Consider the following 17,511-nt stretch of genomic DNA (forward strand, 5'->3'; position numbering starts at 1 on the left):
GGGAGGCCGCCGCTCGCACGCGTCAGCGGCTGGTGATGGCCCTGTAGTCGCGCTCGGTCGCGCCGGTGTAGATCTGGCGCGGGCGGCCGATCTTGGTGGCCGGGTCCTCGATCATCTCGCGCCACTGGGCGATCCAGCCCGGCAGCCGGCCGAGGGCGAAGAGCACCGTGAACATCTTCGTCGGGAAGCCCATCGCCTTGTAGATCAGGCCGGTGTAGAAGTCGACGTTCGGGTAGAGCTTGCGCTCGATGAAGTAGTCGTCCTCGAGGGCGCGCTGCTCGAGCTGCAGGGCGATGTCGAGCAGCGGGTCGCGCACGCCGTCCTTGCCGAGGATGGAGTCGGTCGTCTTCTTGATGATCGCCGCGCGCGGGTCGTAGTTCTTGTAGACGCGGTGGCCGAAGCCCATCAGCTTGACGCCGTCCTCCTTGTTCTTCACCTTGTTGACGAAGGTGTCGACGTTGCCGCCGTCCTTGAGGATCCCGTCGAGCATCTCGAGGACCGCCGAGTTGGCGCCACCGTGCAGCGGCCCGGAGAGGGCGTGGATGCCGGCCGAGACCGAGTTGAACAGGTTCGCGTGGGCCGAGCCGACGAGGCGCACCGTCGACGTCGAGCAGTTCTGCTCGTGGTCGGCGTGCAGGATGAGCAGCTGGTCGAGCGCCTTGACCATGTCGGGGTCGATCTCGTAGGCCGTCGCCGGGACGCCGAAGGTCATCCGCAGGAAGTTCTCGGTGAGCGACAGCTCGTTGTCCGGATAGAGGAACGGCTGCCCGATGCTCTTCTTGTAGGCGTAGGCCGCGATCGTCGGCAGCTTCGCGAGGAGGCGGATCGTCGAGATCTCGACGTGCTCCTTGTCGAACGGGTCGAGGCTGTCCTGGTAGAACGTGCCCAGCGCGCCGACCGCGGACGACAGCACCGGCATCGGGTGCGCGTCGCGGGGGAAGCCGCTGAAGAAGCCCTTGAGGTCCTCGTGCAGCATCGTGTGCTGGCGCACGCGCTCGGTGAAGCCCTCGAGCTCGGTCTGGCTCGGCAGCTCGCCGTAGATGAGGAGGTACGACACCTCGAGGAAGCTCGACTTCTCGGCGAGCTGCTCGATCGGGTAGCCGCGGTAGCGCAGCACGCCCTCGTCACCGTCGATGAAGGTGATGGCGCTCGAGCACGACGCGGTGTTGACGAAGCCGCTGTCGACGGTGACGTTCCCCGTCTCCTTGAGCAGCGTGGAGATGTCGTAGCCGTTGTTGCCCTCGGTGGCCTTCACGTACGGGAAGTTGAGGGTCTTGCCTTCCACCTGGAAGGTGGCTCCGGCGGCGGAATCAGTGCTCATCGTCAGATCAATCCTCACGTCTCGGGCGAGCTCGCAGTGGCACCGCTCGCGCACGAGTGACGCTACCCCAGACGCCCACGTGGGCGTAAAGCGAGGGCCGGGTTCAGCCCGCGCTGAGACGGGCCGCGGCCGCCTCGATCCGTTCGTCGGACGCGGTGAGGGCGATCCGGACGTGCTGCCCTCCGCCGGGACCGTAGAAGGTGCCGGGAGCGGCGAGTATGCCGCGCTCGGCCAGCCGCTCCAGCGTCACCCACGCGTCCTCGTCGGCCGTCACCCAGAGGTAGAGACCGGCGTCGCTGTCGGTGACCTGCAGCCCCCTCGCGCGCACCGCCGCCAGCAGCGTCGCGCGCCGAGCGGCATACACGGCCTTCTGCGCCTCGACGTGCGCGGCGTCCCCGACGGCCGCGGTGATCGCGACCTGCACCGGCCACGGGACGATCATGCCGGCGTGCTTGCGGACCTCGAGGACCCGCCGGACGAGACGCGGGTCGCCCGCGACGAACGCGGCGCGGTAGCCGGCGAGGTTGGACTGCTTCGACAGCGAGTAGACGCAGAGCAGTCCCTCGTGGGAGCCGCCCGTCACCTGCGGGTCGAGGATCGACGGCGTGGTCGGTGCCGTCTCGGTGCCACGGTCGGTGCGCCAGTCGAGCTCGGCGTAGCACTCGTCGCTGGCCACGATGACGCCGTGCCGCCGGGCCCACGCCACGACCTTGGCGAGGTGCGGGACACCGAGCACCTTGCCGGTCGGGTTGCCGGGGCTGTTGACCCACAACAGCTTCGGCGACGTCGACGGAGTGAGCGGCCCGAGGGCGGCCAGCCCGTCCACGACCCGGGGGGTGGCCCGGGCGAGGCGGGCGCCGACGTCGTAGGTGGGGTAGGCGGCCGACGGGAACCCGACGACGTCCCCCGGACCGAGACCCAGCAGGGTCGGCAGCCAGGCCACGAGCTCCTTGCTGCCGATCGTCGGCATGACGCCGTCGGGGTCGACGTCGGGGACCCCGCGGCGCGTGGCGAACCATCCGGCGACGGCCTCGCGCAGCGCCGGGGTGCCCCAGGTCTGCGGGTAGCCCGGGGCGTCCGCGGCGGAGCGCAGGGCGTCCTGCACGACCTCCGGCGTGGGGTCCACGGGCGTCCCCACGGAGAGGTCGATCAGGCCCAGGCCGTCACCCGTGGCAACAGAACTCGCCCGCTCCTTGAGCGGAGCGAGCGAGTCCCACGGGAAGTCCGGAAGTCCGGTCACTCGTCGTGCACCTGCGGCGGCAGGGCGGCGATGAGCGGGTGGTCCTTGTTGATGAGGCCCATCTTGGCGGCCCCGCCGGGGCTGCCGAGGTCGTCGAAGAACTCGACGTTGGCCTTGTAGTAGTCGGCCCACTGCTCGGGGGTGTCGTCCTCGTAATAGATCGCCTCGACCGGGCAGACCGGCTCGCACGCACCGCAGTCGACGCACTCGTCGGGGTGGATGTAGAGGGACCGCTCACCTTCGTAGATGCAGTCGACAGGACATTCCTCGATGCAGGCCTTGTCCTTGAGGTCGACACATGGCTGCGCGATCACGTACGTCATGCGGCCATAGTATGCCGACCGTGCCCGCCTCCCCCGACGCCCTCCACATCGGCGCGCGCGTCGTCGTCAGGTACCGCCTCGAGCCGGCCGAGACGGCCGCCACCCCCGGCCGTCCGACCATGACCGACGTCGTCGGAGACCTCGTCCGGCGCGACGACGACGTCCTCGTCGTCGAGACCCGCCGCGGCCGGGTGTCCGTGCGGCGTGACCAGGTGGTGGCCCTCAAGGAGGTCCCGCCCGCTCCGACCCGCCGGGCCCCCGCCCACCTCGCGCTGTCGGTCACCGACCTGGCGCGCGTCAGCGCCCCCAGCTGGGGTGCGATCGAGCGGGAGACCCTCGGCGCCTGGGAGCTGCGCGCGTCCCACGGCTTCACCCAGCGCGGCGGGTCCGCACTCGTCCTCGGCGACCCGGGGCTGCCGCTCGAGGCCGCGATCAACGCGGTCGAGCGGTGGTATGCCGTCCGCGGGCTCCCCCCGCGCGTGGCCCTTCCCGGGCCGACCGGGTTCGACCCCGGAGAGGACCCGGTCGGGGCTGCCCTGCTCGCGCGGGGCTGGACCGCCGGCGGCCGGAGCCACCAGCTCACCGCGGCGACGGCGACCATCGCCGCGACCGCCCCGGGCAGCCCCGACGGCCCGCGCGTGGACGTCACCGAGGAGCTCCTCGACCCGTGGCTGGAGGCCTACCGGCGCAGCCGCACGGTTGTCGAGTCGGCCGTGGCTGCCGTCCTCGGCGGGAGCCCGCGGCAGCTGTTCGGCAGCATCGTCGCGGACGACGCGCCACCGCAACAGCCTCCGGTCGCGATCGCCCGCCTCGCCGTCGCGCACGGCTGGGCCGGGCTCGGTGCCGTCTGGACGGACCCGGACCACCGCGGTCGCGGCCTGGCCCGACACCTCACCGCGCGGCTGGCGGCGGCGGCGGGGGCGGACGGCATACGGCTCGTCCACCTGCAGGTGGAGGCCGACAACGCTCCCGCCCTCCGCCTCTACGAGGGGATCGGCTTCGAGCTGCACTCGGAGTACGTCTACCTCACGGGGTAGGCGCGCTCCTCAGCGACGTCACTTGGCGTCGGGGTGCGTGCAGGTGACGTCGTCCTCGGGGTTGTAGTGGGTGGTGAACGGCTGGGTCCGCACGGTCTTGCCGCCCTGCTTGAAGATCCGGGTCACCGTGACGTCGAAGCCGACCACGGGGTTCTGGGTGATGCACTGGGGCGAGGCGTCGCTGATCTTCTTGGGTTGGACGATGTTGCGCCGCGGGCTCTTGGACGCGGCGACGTCCCACTTCTTGGTCCCGTAGAACGCCACGGTCACCTGGCCGCCGCTCGAGGATGCGCGGATGTAGATGCCGCCGTCGGTCGTGTTGACCCACCGGTTGTCGGGGTAGGGGTACGAGATCGTCGCCTCACGTCCCTCGGGGTAGCGCGAGATGTAGAACCCGTGGGCCATGTACTCCTTGAACTCGACGCCCGCGAAGAAGGCCGCGTTGAACAACGTCGTCGACACCTGCGAGATGCCGCCACCGTAGTTCTCGCTGAGCCGCCCCTCCGAGATGACGCCGCCCTTGACGTAGCCCTTGTCGGGCGTGCGGCGGCCGAGGACACCGTTGAGGCTGAACGTCTCCCCCGGAGGGACGAACGTGCCGTTGAGCGTACGGGCCGCGAGCCGGATGTTGCTGACGCGCCCGCCACCGTTGGCCGGGAAGTACGTCGTGAAGGTCGAGATGAGGCCCTTGGGGAGGGTCGCCTGGGCCTTCGCGGTCGTGTACTCGGGCTGCGAGACCGTCACCGGGATGGCGGCGGCCCGCTCCTCTGAGGTGAGGGCGGCGGTCACGGGGGCGACGATCTTCGTCGCGTCGAGGGCGACGCCGGTCTGCGACGGGATGACCCGGGGCTGGCCGTTCGCGAAGGTGACGCTCGCATCCTTGGCCCGCTTCGTGGCTCCGACCTTGGTCGCGGCCGTCGTCACCGTGGCGACGATGACCTTATCGTCGAACGTCGGGGTGATCTTGCCCTCCGCGTCGGCGGGGAAGCTGATCGCCGGCGCGAGCGTCGCCGCGGGGATCTCGAAGGCCTTGTCGCCCACCTTGACGGCGATCGGGCCGGACATCGCCTTGTCGGCGAACTCGGTCTTGACGCGCTCGAGCTCCTCTGCGGAGACCTTGGGTGCCGCCTCCTCGACCGGTGCGACGACCGGGCTGCTGCGCGGCCACGTCGAGGCGATCGTCTCGACCGTGGGCTCGACCTCGACCGTCAGGCCCTTGACGGGTGGGGCCAGCGCGACCTTGCCGCCGGCGACCGACAGGCTGCCCTCCTTGGGCGCCACGTCCAGCGTGGCGGCGGCGGCCGTGACCGCTGCCTTGAGCCTGGCCTCGTCGACGTCGGTCTCGAGCGAGCGGGTGACGCCACCGGTGAGGTGGCCGAAGACCTTGACCGGGTTGAGGCTGAAGCCGGTGAGGTCGGCGATCGACTCGTCGAGGTCCGCGGTGAGACCGGCCTCGGCCGGGGTGAACGTCGCCGTCTTCCCCCCCGCCGAGAGGGTCACCGGGGCCGCGACGCTCGCGGCGATCCCGCCCTCGAGGGCGTCACGAGCCTGCGCCGGGGACATCCCGCCCACCTGGACCCCGCCGATCTCGGTGTCGCTGGGTGCCCGCCCGCTCGCGTAGGCCGCGACCCCCACGTAGCCGCCGATGAGCACGACGAGGGCGCCCAGCAGCGCGACGATCGCGCCTCGTCGGCGTCGCGGCTGGCCCGTTTCCGGGTCGAAGTCGTCGTCGTTCATCGTGATCCTTGCTGTGGCTCGTGCAGGTGGCGTTCGGTCAGGTGAGGGCGGAGTACTGTCCGCGGAAGTGTACGAGGGCAGCCTTGGGATCGGCCGCCAGGCAGGCGGCGCGCACCGCCCCGACGAAGATGCTGTGGTCCCCCGCCGGGTGGATGTCGCGCACGTCGCACTCGAGCGTGGCAAGACAGCCGTCCAGCAGGGTGACACCCGACTCCGCCCGGTGGTGCGGTGCCCGGTCCATCTGTCCGGGCAGGGGGCGCCCGGGCGTCGCGAACCAGGCCGCGAGGGCCCGCTGGTCGGCGGCGAGGATGCTCACCCCGAAGACCCCGGACTCCCGGGCGGCGTCGTGGAAGCGGGCGTCGGTCTCGACGCAGACGAGGAGCAGGACGGGCTCGAGCGACACGCTGGTCAGGGAGTTCGCGGTCAGCGCGTGGTCCTGCGACCCGGCGGTCGTCGTGAGCACGGCGACGCCCTTGGCCAGGCGGCCCATGACGTGCCGGTAGGTCCCGGTGTCGACGCCGTCCCCCTCCCCCGCGACGCTCATGCGTCCGTCTCCAGGAGGCCACGTCGGGCCGCGCCGACGCCGGGCACGAGCTCGCCCGTGCGCGGGTCCATCAGGGCGTAGCCCTCCCGCCCGGGCAGGCGCGACACGACGTCGTTGGAGAGGGCGAACCACCCGTCCCCAACGACGGCCTGGGTCGCGTGCGCGCGCAGCGCGTCCATCTGCCGGGGCACGACGGTCGGGTCGACCACCTCGTGGGTGACGAGCGCGTCGTCGACGACCGAGGGCGCGACGGGATCGGATGGTGACGGGACGGCATACCCCGTGTCGGCGGGCACGTGGGCCGCGAGCCAGGAGCGGTCCTCCGCCACCCACGAACGCGGCGTCAGGGTGACCAGCAGCGGTGGCGGAGAGGGCATCTCCGCCAGCGCAAGGCGCACCGCGTCGTGGACGCGGATGTGGTCCGGGTGACCGTAGCCCCCCTGCGGGTCGTACGTGACGACCAGGTCCGGAGCGATCTCGGCGACCGTCGAGCGCACCAGGGCGGCCACGGGAGCGAGCTCCGTCCCCGCGAACGCGCGGGGGTGCCCGAAGGCGCGTGAGCCGACCATGCCGGAGTCGCGGTATGCCGGCTCGTCGCCGTCCGCTCGCACGCCGAGCAGGTGGTGGGTCACGCCGAGGACCGCGACGGCGCCGGCGAGCTCGGCCCGTCGATGGACGGCCAACGGGTCGCCCTCGGCACCCTCGAGGTGGGCCAGGTCGGCCGGGATGACCTCGCCCTCCTCGCCGAGCGTGCAGGTGAGCACGTGGACGTCGTCCCCGCGCTCGACGTGGTGCAGGATCGCGACGCCGGTGGCGAGGGTCTCGTCGTCGGGGTGGGCGTGGACGAAGAGCAGGCGGCTCATCGGCGGACCGCGATGTCCGCGAACTCGACGACCCCGCCGATCACCTCGTTGGCGGAGAGGTTGCGGACGTCGCTGCCGGCGATGTAGAGCGAGCGGCGCTCGGCCAGGCCGACGTAGGCACCGAGGGTCTGGAGCCGGACGTCGAGCGCGGCCCACGCCTTCTCGCGCTCGCCCCGGTCGGCGATCGTGCCGATGCGGGCGATCTCCCTGTCGACGCCCGCGTCGGCGAAGTAGCCGTAGTCACGGCCGGGACCGCCGGCGCTGAGGTTGACCTTGCTGTCGAACAGCGCGGGCAGGATCGTGCTCGCCGACGCCCACGCCGGGGCCCAGTTGGACCAGAAGACGTCGTAGGCGGTCGCGGCGGCGGGCTGCGCGATCGTCGAGAAGTACTCGTCCTCGAGCGGCGCCAGCGTCGGGGCGAAGCCTGCGTCGGTCCAGCCGGACACGAGCGCCGCCATCGCCTTGTCGGCGACGGGGCTCGAGCGGTACGCCACGCGGATCGGCACCGGGACCGTCAGTCCGGCCTTGCCGAGGAGTGCCTTGGCCGCGTCGGGGTCGCCGCGCTCACCGGAGGCGAGGGGGTTCTCGTCGTGGTGGGCGGGGAGCACCTCGGGGATGAGGGATGGCGCCGGCCGGCCCGTGCTCGCGCCGCCGAGTGCGGTGACGTAGGCGGCGCGGTTGGTGGCGACGGCGAGCGCCTGGCGGGCTTCGACCGAGGCGAAGACCGCGCTCCTCACGTTGGGCACGAGGTAGTCGACGAGGCCCGTCCCGGCGGTCACGGCGCGGTCGTTGAGGGAGTCGACGGTGACGATGTGCTGCTGGATCGCCGGGGGCGCGGACCCGAGGGACACGGCGGCGCGGGCGTTGTCACCGTCCGCCATGATCTGCTGGGCGACGGTCTGGGTCTCGATGCCCTCCTGGTACTCGATGCGGTCCGGGTAGCCCTGCCGCACCTCGTCGCTCGTCGACTTCCAGTGCGGATTGCGCACCCACGATCCACCGGTCGACGGGCGCCACGGTGCCGACAGCTGGTAGGGACCGTTCGAGAACACCACGAAGGTGCCGTCACCGCGCTCGTCGGCGCTCTCCTTCACCGGGGCGAACGCCGCCTGCGTCACCATCTCGTTGAAGTCGCCCACCGGCGACGCCAGCGCGAAGGTGATCGTCGTGCCGCGGCAGACGACCGCCTTGTCGAACGCGGCGATGCCGGCGGCTGCGGGGGCACCGGTCACGTACGGCCCGAGGTAGACCGACCTGCCGTCGGGCTGCTTGGCGACGGCGAGCACGGCGAGCGCGTCGGTCGAGCCCCCCGTGATGACGTCGGTCGCGAAGGTGCGCGAGATCCCGTACTTGACGTCCTCGCAGGTGACGGGGGACCCGTCCTGCCAGGCGATGTCCTCACGCAGCGTGAACGACCACGACGTGAGGTCCTCGTTCGGGGTGCCGGTGTCGGTGGCGAGGTCACCGACGAGGCGCGACTGGTTGCGCGTGTCGGTGCTGGGCTGGTAGGCCGTCAGGGTCCGCAGGAACGTGCGTCCGGCGAAGGCCGCGTCGTCACGCGCGGCGATGCGCTGCGGGTCCCAGCTGAGGACGGGTCCGAGCGAGAGCGCGCGCAGGGTCCCGCCCGGCTCGTCGGTGCGCTCGTCGGCGGCCGCGACCCGGGGGGTCGCGGCGTCCTCGTCGCCACCGCCGAGGATGCTGCAGCCCGCGAGCGCCCCGAGGAGGACGACCGCCGTGGCAGCGGCCGCAGCCCGGACCCGCCCGGCACGGGCCGGGCGGGAGGGCTGGTGGCTGCTGGTGGTCACTGCGTGGGCCTCCTGGCGTGGGGCGGGGACGCCGCGGCGCCTCAGGACTTGTTGCGCGCGCGGGACGCCGTGCGGCCGCGGACAGTCTGGTCGAGCTCGACCTTGCGGATGCGGACGGCCTCGGGGGTGACCTCGACGCACTCGTCCTCGCGGCAGAACTCCAGCGCCTGCTCGAGGGTGAGGCGACGGGGCGGGACGACCTTCTCGAAGTTGTCCGCGGAGGAGGCGCGCACGTTGGTGAGCTTCTTCTCCTTGGTGATGTTGACGTCCATGTCGTCGGCTCGCGAGTTCTCGCCGATGATCATGCCCTCGTAGACCTCGGTCGCGGGCTCGACGAACAGCGTGCCGCGCTCCTGCAGGTTGACCATCGAGTACGCGGTGACCGGCCCGGTGCGGTCGGCGACCAGGGACCCGGACGTGCGCGTCGTGATGGTCCCGAACCAGGGCTCGTAGGCCTCGAAGACGTGGTGCGCGATGCCGGCGCCACGCGTGTCCGTGAGGAACTGCGTGCGGAAGCCGATGAGGCCGCGCGAGGGCACGAGGAACTCCATGCGCACCCAGCCGGTGCCGTGGTTCGTCATCTGCTCCATGCGGCCCTTGCGCGCGGCGAGGAGCTGGGTGATGGACCCGAGGTACTCCTCGGGTGTGTCGATGGTGAGGCGCTCGACCGGCTCGTGCAGCTTGCCGTCGATCTGCTGGGTGACCACCTGCGGCTTGCCGACGGTGAGCTCGAAGCCCTCACGCTTCATCTGCTCGACGAGGATGGCGAGCGCGAGCTCACCACGACCCTGGACCTCCCAGGCGTCGGGGCGCTCGGTGGCCAGCACGCGGAGCGAGACGTTGCCGACGAGCTCCTTGTCGAGGCGGTCCTTGACCATGCGGGCGGTGACCTTGGAGCCGCGGACGCGGCCGACCATGGGGCTGGTGTTGGTGCCGATCGTCATCGAGATGGCCGGCTCGTCGACCGTGATGATCGGGAGGGCGATGGGGTTGTCGGCGTCGGCGATCGTGTCGCCGATCATGATGTCGGGGATGCCGGCGATGGCGATGATGTCGCCCGGACGGGCCGACTTGCCCTCCTCGAGCGGCTTGCGCTCGAGGGCCTCGGTCATGAGGAGCTCGGTGATCTTGACGCGCTCGATCGAGCCGTCGTGCTTGCACCACGAGACCTGCTGGCCCTTCTTGATCTCACCGTTGAAGACGCGCAGGAGGGCGAGACGGCCGAGGAAGTTGGACGCGTCGAGGTTGGTGACGTGCGCCTGCAGGGGGGTCTCGGTGTCGTAGGTCGGCGCGGGGATCGTCTTGATGATCGTGGCGAAGAGGGCCGTGAGGTCCTCACCGTCGGGCAGTCCACCGTTGTCCGGACGCGTCATCGAGGCGCGGGCGTTCTTGGCGGAGGCGTAGACGATCGGGAACTCGATCTGCTCCTCGGTCGCGTCGAGGTCCATGAAGAGCTCGTAGACCTCGTCGACGACCTCCTGGATGCGCGAGTCGGGACGGTCGACCTTGTTGATGCAGAGGATGACGGGCATGTGCGCGGTCAGGGCCTTGCGCAGCACGAAGCGGGTCTGGGGCAGCGGACCCTCGGACGCGTCGACGAGCAGGACGACGCCGTCGACCATCGACAGGCCGCGCTCGACCTCGCCGCCGAAGTCGGCGTGTCCGGGGGTGTCGATGATGTTGATGGTGAGCCCGTCGGCGAGGCCGGCCTCGGCCGCTGCCTTGCCGGCGTAGTGGACCGCCGTGTTCTTGGCAAGGATCGTGATCCCCTTCTCGCGCTCGAGGTCACCGGAGTCCATGACGCGCTCGCCGGTCGACTCGACGGTGGCCCGGGCCTCGAAAGCACCGGACTCCCAGAGCATCTTGTCGACCAGTGTGGTCTTTCCGTGGTCGACGTGCGCGACGATGGCGACGTTTCGGATGTCGTCGCGAGTAGTGATAGGCATAACCGCCAGTCTCTCAGGATTTCGCTCAGGGACGAAAACGTGCGGCGATCGCCTCGACGACCGGGAGGTCCGCGGGCAGCCACGGGACGGCATACAGCTCGTCGCGAGCCAGCCAGCGCAGGCTGTCGTGGTCCTCCACCGGCGCCGGCACCCCGGACGTCACGATGGCGAGATGGACGGTCATCGCGTAGGTGCCACCGAGCGGCCACCTCCCGCCGTCGAGCGGACCCGGGACGAGGTCGCCCAGGGCCACCTCGACCCCGAGCTCCTCGGCCACCTCGCGGAGCAGGGCCTGCACCGTGCTCTCCCCCGGGTCGACCTTCCCGCCGGGCAGCTCCCAGCCGCCCGCGAGTGCCGCGGGCTCGGTGCGGCGGGCGGCCAGCAGGCGGGTCGGCGCGGCGAGGTCGTCGACGATCGCGGCTGCGACCACCTCGATGACCCCGTCCTTCGGTTCCGTGCTCACGCCGCAGGTCCTCCTGACCGGTCGGTCTCACTCCGATAAACAATGCCCGTGCGCGGGACCGATCCCGACGAATGTGGTTAGGGTCAACCCGTCCACGCAGCGCGGCACGGCACACCGTGCCCGCGGCACGGTCGCTCCACCCTTCGGGGGTCAACCGTGGCTCTCGAGGTTCGCACATCCAAGCGAGGTATCGATGACGTTCAAGCGCAAGGCGACCCCGGTCGCCGTGCTGGCGGTTGCGGCCCTGGCCCTGACGGCCTGCGCCCAGTCCGACCGTGACGACTCCGGGTCGGGCACGGGTTCCACCTCCGGCTCCGACGGGGGCACGTCCACCTTCACCTTCGGCGCCGCCGGCGCCCCCAAGGTCATGGACCCTTTCTACGCCACCGACGGCGAGACCTTCCGGGTCACCCGTCAGATGTTCGAGGGGCTCGTCGGCATCAAGGCCGGCAGCGCCGAGATCGAGCCCGAGCTCGCCGAGAAGTGGGAGCCGGACGCCTCCGGGACGAACTGGACGTTCACCCTCCGCACCGGTGTGAAGTTCCACGACGGTGAGCCGTTCAACGCCGACGCCGTGTGCAAGAACTTCGAGCGCATGTTCGACCAGAACCCGGCCGGCCAAGTCGCCGCCGAGTACTGGGCCGGCACCTTCGGCGCCTTCAAGGCCAAGGCCGCGGAGTCGCTCTACAAGGGCTGCGAGGCCACGGACGAGAAGACCGTGGTCCTCTCCGTCACCCGCCCCACCTCCGGCTTCCCGGTCTTCCTCTCGCTCGACTCGCTCTCCATGCAGTCGCCCAAGGCGATGGACGCGGGCAAGGCCAACGAGGTCGTCGCGCAGGGCGAGGGCTTCGTCTACCCCGCCTACGCCAAGGCCGGCGTGGGCACCGGCCCCTACAAGCTCGACAAGTACGACGAGGCCAACAAGACGGTCACGCTCGTGCGCAACGACGACTACTGGGGCGAGAAGGCCAAGAACGCCAAGATCGTCTTCAAGATCGTCCCCGATGAGAGCACCCGTCGCCAGGAGCTCGAGGCCAAGAGCATCAACGGCTACGACTACCCGAACGCCTCCGACTGGAAGGGCTTGGAGACGGCCGGCAACAAGGTCGAGATCCGCCCGGCGTTCAACGTGTTCTACCTGGGCCTCAACCCCACCAAGAACCCGAAGCTCACCGACATCAAGGTCCGCAAGGCGATCTACATGGCCCTCAACCGTGAGGAGCTCGTCAAGACCCAGCTGCCCGAGGGCGCCAAGGTCGCGACGCAGATGATGCCGGACACCGTGAGCGGCTACAACAAGTCGCTCGAGGCCACGAAGTACGACCCGGCCGCGGCCAAGGCGCTCCTCGCCGAGGCCGGCGCCACGGGCATGGCCCTGACGTTCGCCTACCCCTCCGAGGTCACGCGTCCGTACATGCCCAACCCGCAGAAGCTGCACCAGGCGATGGCTGCGGACCTCGAGGCCATCGGCATCAAGGTCAACGTCGTCACCAAGCCGTGGAACGGTGGCTACCTCGACGGGGTCGACGCGAACGCGTACGACGCCTTCCTGCTCGGGTGGACGGGTGACTACGACTCGCCGCACAACTTCATCGGCACCTTCTTCGGCAGCCTGGCCGCGAACAACTTCGGCCTGGCCAAGCAGTCGTTCGGCACCACCCTGGCCGGCGACCTGACCAAGGCCGACTCGATCGTCGACGAGGCCGAGCGCACCGCGGCGTACGAGAAGCTGAACCAGCAGATCCAGGAGGAGTACCTCCCGGCTCTCGCGATCAGCCACTCCCCGCCGGCGCTCGTCGTCGGTGAGGGCGTCGAGGGCGTCGTCGCCTCGCCGCTCACCGCGGAGGAGTTCAGTGGCGTGACCGTCGGCGGCAAGTGAGCATCCACGCTCCCCATCGTTGACGTGGTGGCCGTCCCGGCGAAGGATCGCCGGGGCGGCCACCGCCATGATCCAAGGAGGTTCGCGTGCTGAGGTTCATCGTCAGGCGCTTCGTACAGATGGTCGGCGTCGTCGTCGTCCTGTCGTTGCTGCTGTTCCTGTGGTTGCGCTCCCTTCCCGGGGGAACCGTCTCCGCGATCCTTGGCGAGCGCGCCACGCCCGCCACGCGGGCGGCCATGGAGAAGCAGTTCGGGCTCGACGAGCCGGTCTGGGTCCAGTACGGCAAGTTCGTGGGACGCGTGCTTCAGGGCGACTTCGGTCCCTCGACGAGCGTGCTTCCCGGGACTGACGCCCTCGACATCTTCCTCCAGCGCTTCCCGGCGACGATCGAGCTGAGCTCCTTCGCGATGCTCATCGCGGTCGCCCTCGGAATCCCGATGGGCTACTTCGCCGCCCGGCGCCGGGCCAGCTTCCTCGACAACGCGTCGGTGGTCTTCTCCCTCGTCGGCGTCGCGGTCCCCGTCTTCTTCCTCGCGTTCCTGCTCAAGTACGTCTTCGCGATCAAGCTCGGCTGGCTGCCCGTGTCGGGCCGCCAGGACGGCAGCCTCGAAGCCACCCGTGTCACCGGGTTCTTCGTCATCGACGGCTTGCTCACCCGCGAGTTCGACGCCTCGTTGGACGCGCTCAAGCACCTGGTGCTGCCCGCGCTGGCGCTGTCGAGCATCCCGTTCGCGGTGATCTTCCGGATCACTCGCGCCTCGGTCCTCGACGTCCTCGACGAGGACTACATCCGCACGGCCGAGTCCAAGGGTCTGACCAACCGCGTCATCCGTGGCCGCCACGTCCTGCGCAACGCGATGCTCCCCGTGACGACGACGATCGGACTGCAGATCGGTGCACTCCTGGGCGGCGCCGTCCTCACCGAGGCCGTCTTCTCGTGGGGTGGCATCGGCGAGGCCCTGGCCCTGTCCTTCAGCCGGCGTGACTATCCGGTGCTGCAGGTCATCATCCTCGCCGCGGCCGCCGTCTATGTGCTCGTCAACCTGCTGGTCGACATCATGTACGCCGTGATCGACCCCCGAGTCCGAACGAGGTGACCGGGATGACCCCCTCCCCCATGGATCCGCGCCCCAGCGCGAAGAAGAACCGCATCGACTCGCTCGCCGCATCTGCTGGCGGCGGGACCGCGACCGCGGTCAAGGACGTCCACGTCAGCGCGGCCGGCAAGGTCCGGGACACCGGCGGTGTCTCGCTCATCGCGAGTGCCTGGGATCGGCTGCGCCGCAACCCGGTCTTCCTCCTCGGGGCCGCCATCACGCTCGTCTTCGTCGTGCTCGCCGTCGTGGCACCGTGGATCGCCCCCCACGACGCCAGCAAGCGGATCCCGGAGCTGCTGGACGACCTGAGGCCGGGCGCCATCCCCGGACCGAGGCCCGGTTTCCCGCTCGGATCCGACGACTTCGGCCGCGACCTGCTCTCCCGGCTGCTCGTCGGTGCCCGTCAGACGCTCATCGTGGGCGTCTTCGCGACGATCTTCGGACTCATCGGTGGCCTCGTCCTCGGCTCCCTTGCCGGGGCGCTCGGCGGGTGGGTCGACTCGCTCGTCATGCGGGTCGTCGACGTCATGCTCTCGATCCCCTCGCTGCTGCTCGCGGTCTCGATCGCGTCGCTCGCCCCCAGGCCCACGCAGTGGACGGTCATCATCGCGATCGCCACCGTGCAGGTGCCGATCTTCGCCCGCCTGCTGCGCGGCTCCATGCTGGCCCAGCGCTCGAGCGACCACGTCCTGGCCGCCCGCGCGCTCGGGGTGAAGCCACAGGCCATCATCTTCCGGCACATGCTGCCGAACTCGCTGGGGCCGGTCATCGTGCAGTCGACCCTCGTCCTCGCGACGTCGATCATCGACGCCGCCGGTCTCTCCTTCCTGGGTCTCGGCAACTCCGACGACCGCCAGCCGGAGTGGGGCCAGATGCTCGGCGAGGCCCAGCGGCTCATCCAGGACTACCCGCACCTCGCGTTCTACCCGGCGATCTGCATCATCATCGTCGCCCTCGGGTTCACGCTCATGGGCGAGTCCCTGCGCGAGGCCCTCGACCCCAAGAGCCGGAGGTGACCCGGAGATGACCAGCACCAGCACGTCACCCTCCACCCACCCGCACGGCAGGACCGGCTCGTCCGAGCCCCTGCTCTCCGTGCGCGACCTGCGCGTGACCTTCCAGCGCCAGGGGCAGGAGCCGTTCGAGGCCGTCCAGGGCGTCAGCTTCGACGTCCGTCCCGGCCAGACGGTCGGCCTCGTCGGCGAGTCCGGCTGCGGCAAGTCGGTCACCTCGCTCGCGATCATGGGGCTGCTTCCCGCGCGCGGGAACCGGGTGTCCGGCACGGTGAGCTACGACGGCACCGACCTGCTCACGCTGTCGGACCAGCAGATGAGGGACAAGCGCGGCAAGGACATCGCGATGGTCTTCCAGGACCCGCTGTCCTCGCTGAACCCGGTCATCCCCATCGGCCTCCAGGTCACCGAGGTGCTCGAGCGCCACCGCGGCATGTCGCGCAAGGCCGCGACGCCGGTGGCCCGTGACCTGCTCGACCGGGTCGGCATCCCCGACCCGGACCGCCGGCTCACGGACTACCCGCACCAGCTCTCGGGGGGCATGCGCCAGCGCGCGCTCATCGCGATCGCCCTCGCGTGCCAGCCGCGCCTGCTCATCGCCGACGAGCCGACGACGGCCCTCGACGTGACGATCCAGGCCCAGATCCTCGCCCTGCTCAAGGAGCTCGTGCAGGACACCGGGACGGCGCTGGTGATGATCACCCACGACCTCGGCGTCGTCGCCGGCCTGTGCGACGAGGTCAACGTCCTCTACGGCGGCCGCATCGTCGAGCGGGGCGAGCGGCACGAGCTGTTCGCGCAGCCGCGCCACCCCTACACCCACGGGCTGCTCGCCTCGATCCCGCGGCTGGACGCCCCCCGCGGCCAGCGGCTCACGCCGATCCCCGGGTCGGTGTCGGACAACCTGCCCTGGACGCATGCCTGCGCGTTCGCGCCGCGCTGCTCGCAGCCGATCGAGGTGTGCACCCGCGTCATGCCCGAGCTCGAGGAACAGCACAGCCGAGCCCTGCGCTGCCACAACCCCGTCGAGGAGTCCCGATGAGCGAGCAGAGCACCACCCCGACCGTCGAGGGAACGGCACCGGACGGTGACGTCCTCATCGAGGCGCGCGGCGTCAAGGTCCACTTCCCCATCAAGCGGGGCGTCATCTTCGACAAGACGATCGGTCACGTCTACGCGGTCGACGGGGTCGACCTCAAGATCCGCCGCGGCGAGACCTACGGCCTCGTCGGCGAGTCCGGCTGCGGCAAGTCGACGCTGGGCCGGGCGATCCTCAAGCTCGAGCCACCCACCGACGGCTCGGTCATCTTCGACGGCGTCGACATCGCGACGCTCGAGGGCGAGGAGCTGCGACGCAAGCGCCAGGACATCCAGATGGTCTTCCAGGACCCGCTGTCGAGCCTGGACCCGCGCCAGTCGGTCGAGTCGCTCCTCTTCGAGGGGATGAAGGCGCACGGCCTCGCGAAGAACGCCAAGGAGGCCCGCAGCCGCCTCGTCGAGCTGCTCGGTGCGGTCGGCCTGCCCGAGGCCGCCCTCGCGAAGTACCCCCACGAGTTCTCCGGTGGCCAGCGCCAGCGCATCGGCATCGCCCGGGCGCTGTCGGTCAACCCCAAGCTCATCGTCGCGGACGAGCCGGTGTCGGCCCTCGACGTCTCCGTGCAGGCGCAGGTCATCAACCTGCTCGAAGACCTGCAGGAGGAGTTCGGCCTCACCTACCTCGTCGTCGCCCACGACCTGGCCGTGGTCCGGCACATCAGCGACCGCATCGGGGTCATGTACCTCGGCGCCCTCGTCGAGGAGGCGGAGGCCGACGACCTCTACGCGGCCCCGCTGCACCCCTACACGCGGGCCCTCATGTCGGCCGTGCCCGTCCCGGACCCACTCATCGAGGACCGGCGCGAGCAGATCCTGCTCACCGGCGACCTCCCGTCACCGTCCAACCCGCCGACCGGGTGCCGCTTCCACACCCGCTGCCCCTGGCGGCAGGAGACGAAGTGCGAGACCGAGCGCCCGGTGCTGCGCGTGCCCGAGATCGAGGGCGTGAACCCCAGCCAGCGGGTCGCCTGCCACTGGACCGAGCAGATCGCCTCGGGCGAGATCGAACGGCACGCCGTCACGGCGACCGCGACCGAGGCGGGCGACCTCGACACCGGCCCCGACAGCCTCATGGGCCCGGCCTCGATCTCGGAAGCGCTCTGATCCTGCGATTCAGGCCCCGCGTGACCTGACGGGCGGTAGCGTCC

Annotated in this window: 15 protein-coding genes; 6 read left to right on the forward strand and 9 right to left on the reverse strand. The window is 70.6% G+C overall.

Translation table 11 applies throughout. The features are described 5' to 3' along the window. Nucleotides 1–22: 22 nt before the first annotated feature. The 3 genes from AC3EU2_RS03090 to fdxA all read right to left on the reverse strand — a co-directional run bounded on the left by AC3EU2_RS03090 (nucleotide 23) and on the right by fdxA (nucleotide 2,884). Nucleotides 23–1,321 (reverse strand): citrate synthase, encoded by a 1,299-nt coding sequence (locus AC3EU2_RS03090; RefSeq protein WP_488178277.1) that lies wholly within the window; start codon nucleotides 1,319–1,321, stop codon nucleotides 23–25. Nucleotides 1,322–1,424: 103 nt separating this feature from the next. Beyond that, a complete protein-coding gene (gene dapC, locus AC3EU2_RS03095; RefSeq protein ID WP_488178278.1) occupies nucleotides 1,425–2,561 on the reverse strand; it encodes a succinyldiaminopimelate transaminase in 1,137 nt (378 codons plus the stop codon). Then, nucleotides 2,558–2,884: a ferredoxin gene (gene fdxA / locus AC3EU2_RS03100; RefSeq protein WP_035913128.1), complete on the reverse strand. Its 327-nt coding sequence runs from the start codon at nucleotides 2,882–2,884 to the stop codon at nucleotides 2,558–2,560. The genes dapC and fdxA overlap by 4 nt, the downstream gene beginning before the upstream one ends. A gap of 20 nt (nucleotides 2,885–2,904) precedes the next feature. On the opposite strand from fdxA, the gene AC3EU2_RS03105 reads away from it, so the two are divergent. Then, the gene (locus AC3EU2_RS03105) at nucleotides 2,905–3,921 is read left to right on the forward strand and encodes a GNAT family N-acetyltransferase (RefSeq protein WP_488178279.1); all 1,017 of its coding nucleotides are present in this window, start codon (nucleotides 2,905–2,907) and stop codon (nucleotides 3,919–3,921) included. Between the two features lie 18 nt (nucleotides 3,922–3,939). Here the strand turns inward: AC3EU2_RS03105 and AC3EU2_RS03110 are convergent, their stop codons facing one another. From AC3EU2_RS03110 to AC3EU2_RS03135, 6 genes are read right to left on the reverse strand one after another with little or no spacing between them, the layout of a single operon-like run. After that, nucleotides 3,940–5,658, reverse strand: coding sequence for a VanW family protein (locus AC3EU2_RS03110; RefSeq protein ID WP_488178280.1), 1,719 nt, complete (start codon nucleotides 5,656–5,658; stop codon nucleotides 3,940–3,942). A 37-nt stretch (nucleotides 5,659–5,695) separates the two neighbouring features. Next, nucleotides 5,696–6,202: a flavin reductase family protein gene (locus AC3EU2_RS03115; protein WP_488178281.1), complete on the reverse strand. Its 507-nt coding sequence runs from the start codon at nucleotides 6,200–6,202 to the stop codon at nucleotides 5,696–5,698. Further along, nucleotides 6,199–7,065 (reverse strand): PIG-L family deacetylase, encoded by an 867-nt coding sequence (locus tag AC3EU2_RS03120; RefSeq protein ID WP_488178282.1) that lies wholly within the window; start codon nucleotides 7,063–7,065, stop codon nucleotides 6,199–6,201. Before AC3EU2_RS03120 ends, AC3EU2_RS03115 begins: the two co-directional genes overlap by 4 nt. Continuing rightward, nucleotides 7,062–8,870, reverse strand: coding sequence for an ABC transporter substrate-binding protein (locus AC3EU2_RS03125; RefSeq protein ID WP_488178283.1), 1,809 nt, complete (start codon nucleotides 8,868–8,870; stop codon nucleotides 7,062–7,064). Before AC3EU2_RS03125 ends, AC3EU2_RS03120 begins: the two co-directional genes overlap by 4 nt. A gap of 41 nt (nucleotides 8,871–8,911) precedes the next feature. Further along, a complete protein-coding gene (typA, locus tag AC3EU2_RS03130; RefSeq protein ID WP_488178284.1) occupies nucleotides 8,912–10,816 on the reverse strand; it encodes a translational GTPase TypA in 1,905 nt (634 codons plus the stop codon). Nucleotides 10,817–10,841: 25 nt separating this feature from the next. Next, the gene (locus AC3EU2_RS03135) at nucleotides 10,842–11,279 is read right to left on the reverse strand and encodes a (deoxy)nucleoside triphosphate pyrophosphohydrolase (protein ID WP_488178285.1); all 438 of its coding nucleotides are present in this window, start codon (nucleotides 11,277–11,279) and stop codon (nucleotides 10,842–10,844) included. A 193-nt stretch (nucleotides 11,280–11,472) separates the two neighbouring features. On the opposite strand from AC3EU2_RS03135, the gene AC3EU2_RS03140 reads away from it, so the two are divergent. The 5 genes from AC3EU2_RS03140 (at nucleotide 11,473) to AC3EU2_RS03160 (ending at nucleotide 17,467) form a co-directional block, all read left to right on the forward strand. Next, nucleotides 11,473–13,158 carry an ABC transporter substrate-binding protein gene (locus tag AC3EU2_RS03140; RefSeq protein ID WP_488178286.1) on the forward strand — a complete coding sequence of 562 codons (1,686 nt, stop codon included), beginning with the start codon at nucleotides 11,473–11,475 and terminating at the stop codon, nucleotides 13,156–13,158. Nucleotides 13,159–13,244: 86 nt separating this feature from the next. Beyond that, nucleotides 13,245–14,255, forward strand: coding sequence for an ABC transporter permease (locus AC3EU2_RS03145; protein WP_488178287.1), 1,011 nt, complete (start codon nucleotides 13,245–13,247; stop codon nucleotides 14,253–14,255). Nucleotides 14,256–14,260: 5 nt separating this feature from the next. Next, nucleotides 14,261–15,271: an ABC transporter permease gene (locus tag AC3EU2_RS03150; protein WP_488178288.1), complete on the forward strand. Its 1,011-nt coding sequence runs from the start codon at nucleotides 14,261–14,263 to the stop codon at nucleotides 15,269–15,271. Nucleotides 15,272–15,278: 7 nt separating this feature from the next. Continuing rightward, nucleotides 15,279–16,310: an ABC transporter ATP-binding protein gene (locus AC3EU2_RS03155; protein WP_488178289.1), complete on the forward strand. Its 1,032-nt coding sequence runs from the start codon at nucleotides 15,279–15,281 to the stop codon at nucleotides 16,308–16,310. Next, entirely contained in the window at nucleotides 16,307–17,467 is a 1,161-nt protein-coding gene (locus tag AC3EU2_RS03160; RefSeq protein ID WP_488178290.1) for an ABC transporter ATP-binding protein, read from the forward strand. Before AC3EU2_RS03155 ends, AC3EU2_RS03160 begins: the two co-directional genes overlap by 4 nt. Nucleotides 17,468–17,511: the final 44 nt, after the last annotated feature.

It is taken from the genome of Knoellia sp. B-D-2, assembly GCF_057714695.1.

Bases quoted from the DNA above. Each gene is read 5' to 3' on its own strand.
- AC3EU2_RS03090 (WP_488178277.1), bottom strand. From the start codon at position 1,321: ATGAGCACTGATTCCGCCGCCGGAGCCACCTTCCAGGTGGAAGGCAAG.
- fdxA (WP_035913128.1), bottom strand. From the start codon at position 2,884: ATGACGTACGTGATCGCGCAGCCATGTGTCGACCTCAAGGACAAGGCC.
- AC3EU2_RS03110 (WP_488178280.1), bottom strand. From the start codon at position 5,658: ATGAACGACGACGACTTCGACCCGGAAACGGGCCAGCCGCGACGCCGA.
- AC3EU2_RS03115 (WP_488178281.1), bottom strand. From the start codon at position 6,202: ATGAGCGTCGCGGGGGAGGGGGACGGCGTCGACACCGGGACCTACCGG.
- AC3EU2_RS03120 (WP_488178282.1), bottom strand. From the start codon at position 7,065: ATGAGCCGCCTGCTCTTCGTCCACGCCCACCCCGACGACGAGACCCTC.
- typA (WP_488178284.1), bottom strand. From the start codon at position 10,816: ATGCCTATCACTACTCGCGACGACATCCGAAACGTCGCCATCGTCGCG.
- AC3EU2_RS03140 (WP_488178286.1), top strand. From the start codon at position 11,473: ATGACGTTCAAGCGCAAGGCGACCCCGGTCGCCGTGCTGGCGGTTGCG.
- AC3EU2_RS03150 (WP_488178288.1), top strand. From the start codon at position 14,261: ATGACCCCCTCCCCCATGGATCCGCGCCCCAGCGCGAAGAAGAACCGC.
- AC3EU2_RS03155 (WP_488178289.1), top strand. From the start codon at position 15,279: ATGACCAGCACCAGCACGTCACCCTCCACCCACCCGCACGGCAGGACC.
- AC3EU2_RS03160 (WP_488178290.1), top strand. From the start codon at position 16,307: ATGAGCGAGCAGAGCACCACCCCGACCGTCGAGGGAACGGCACCGGAC.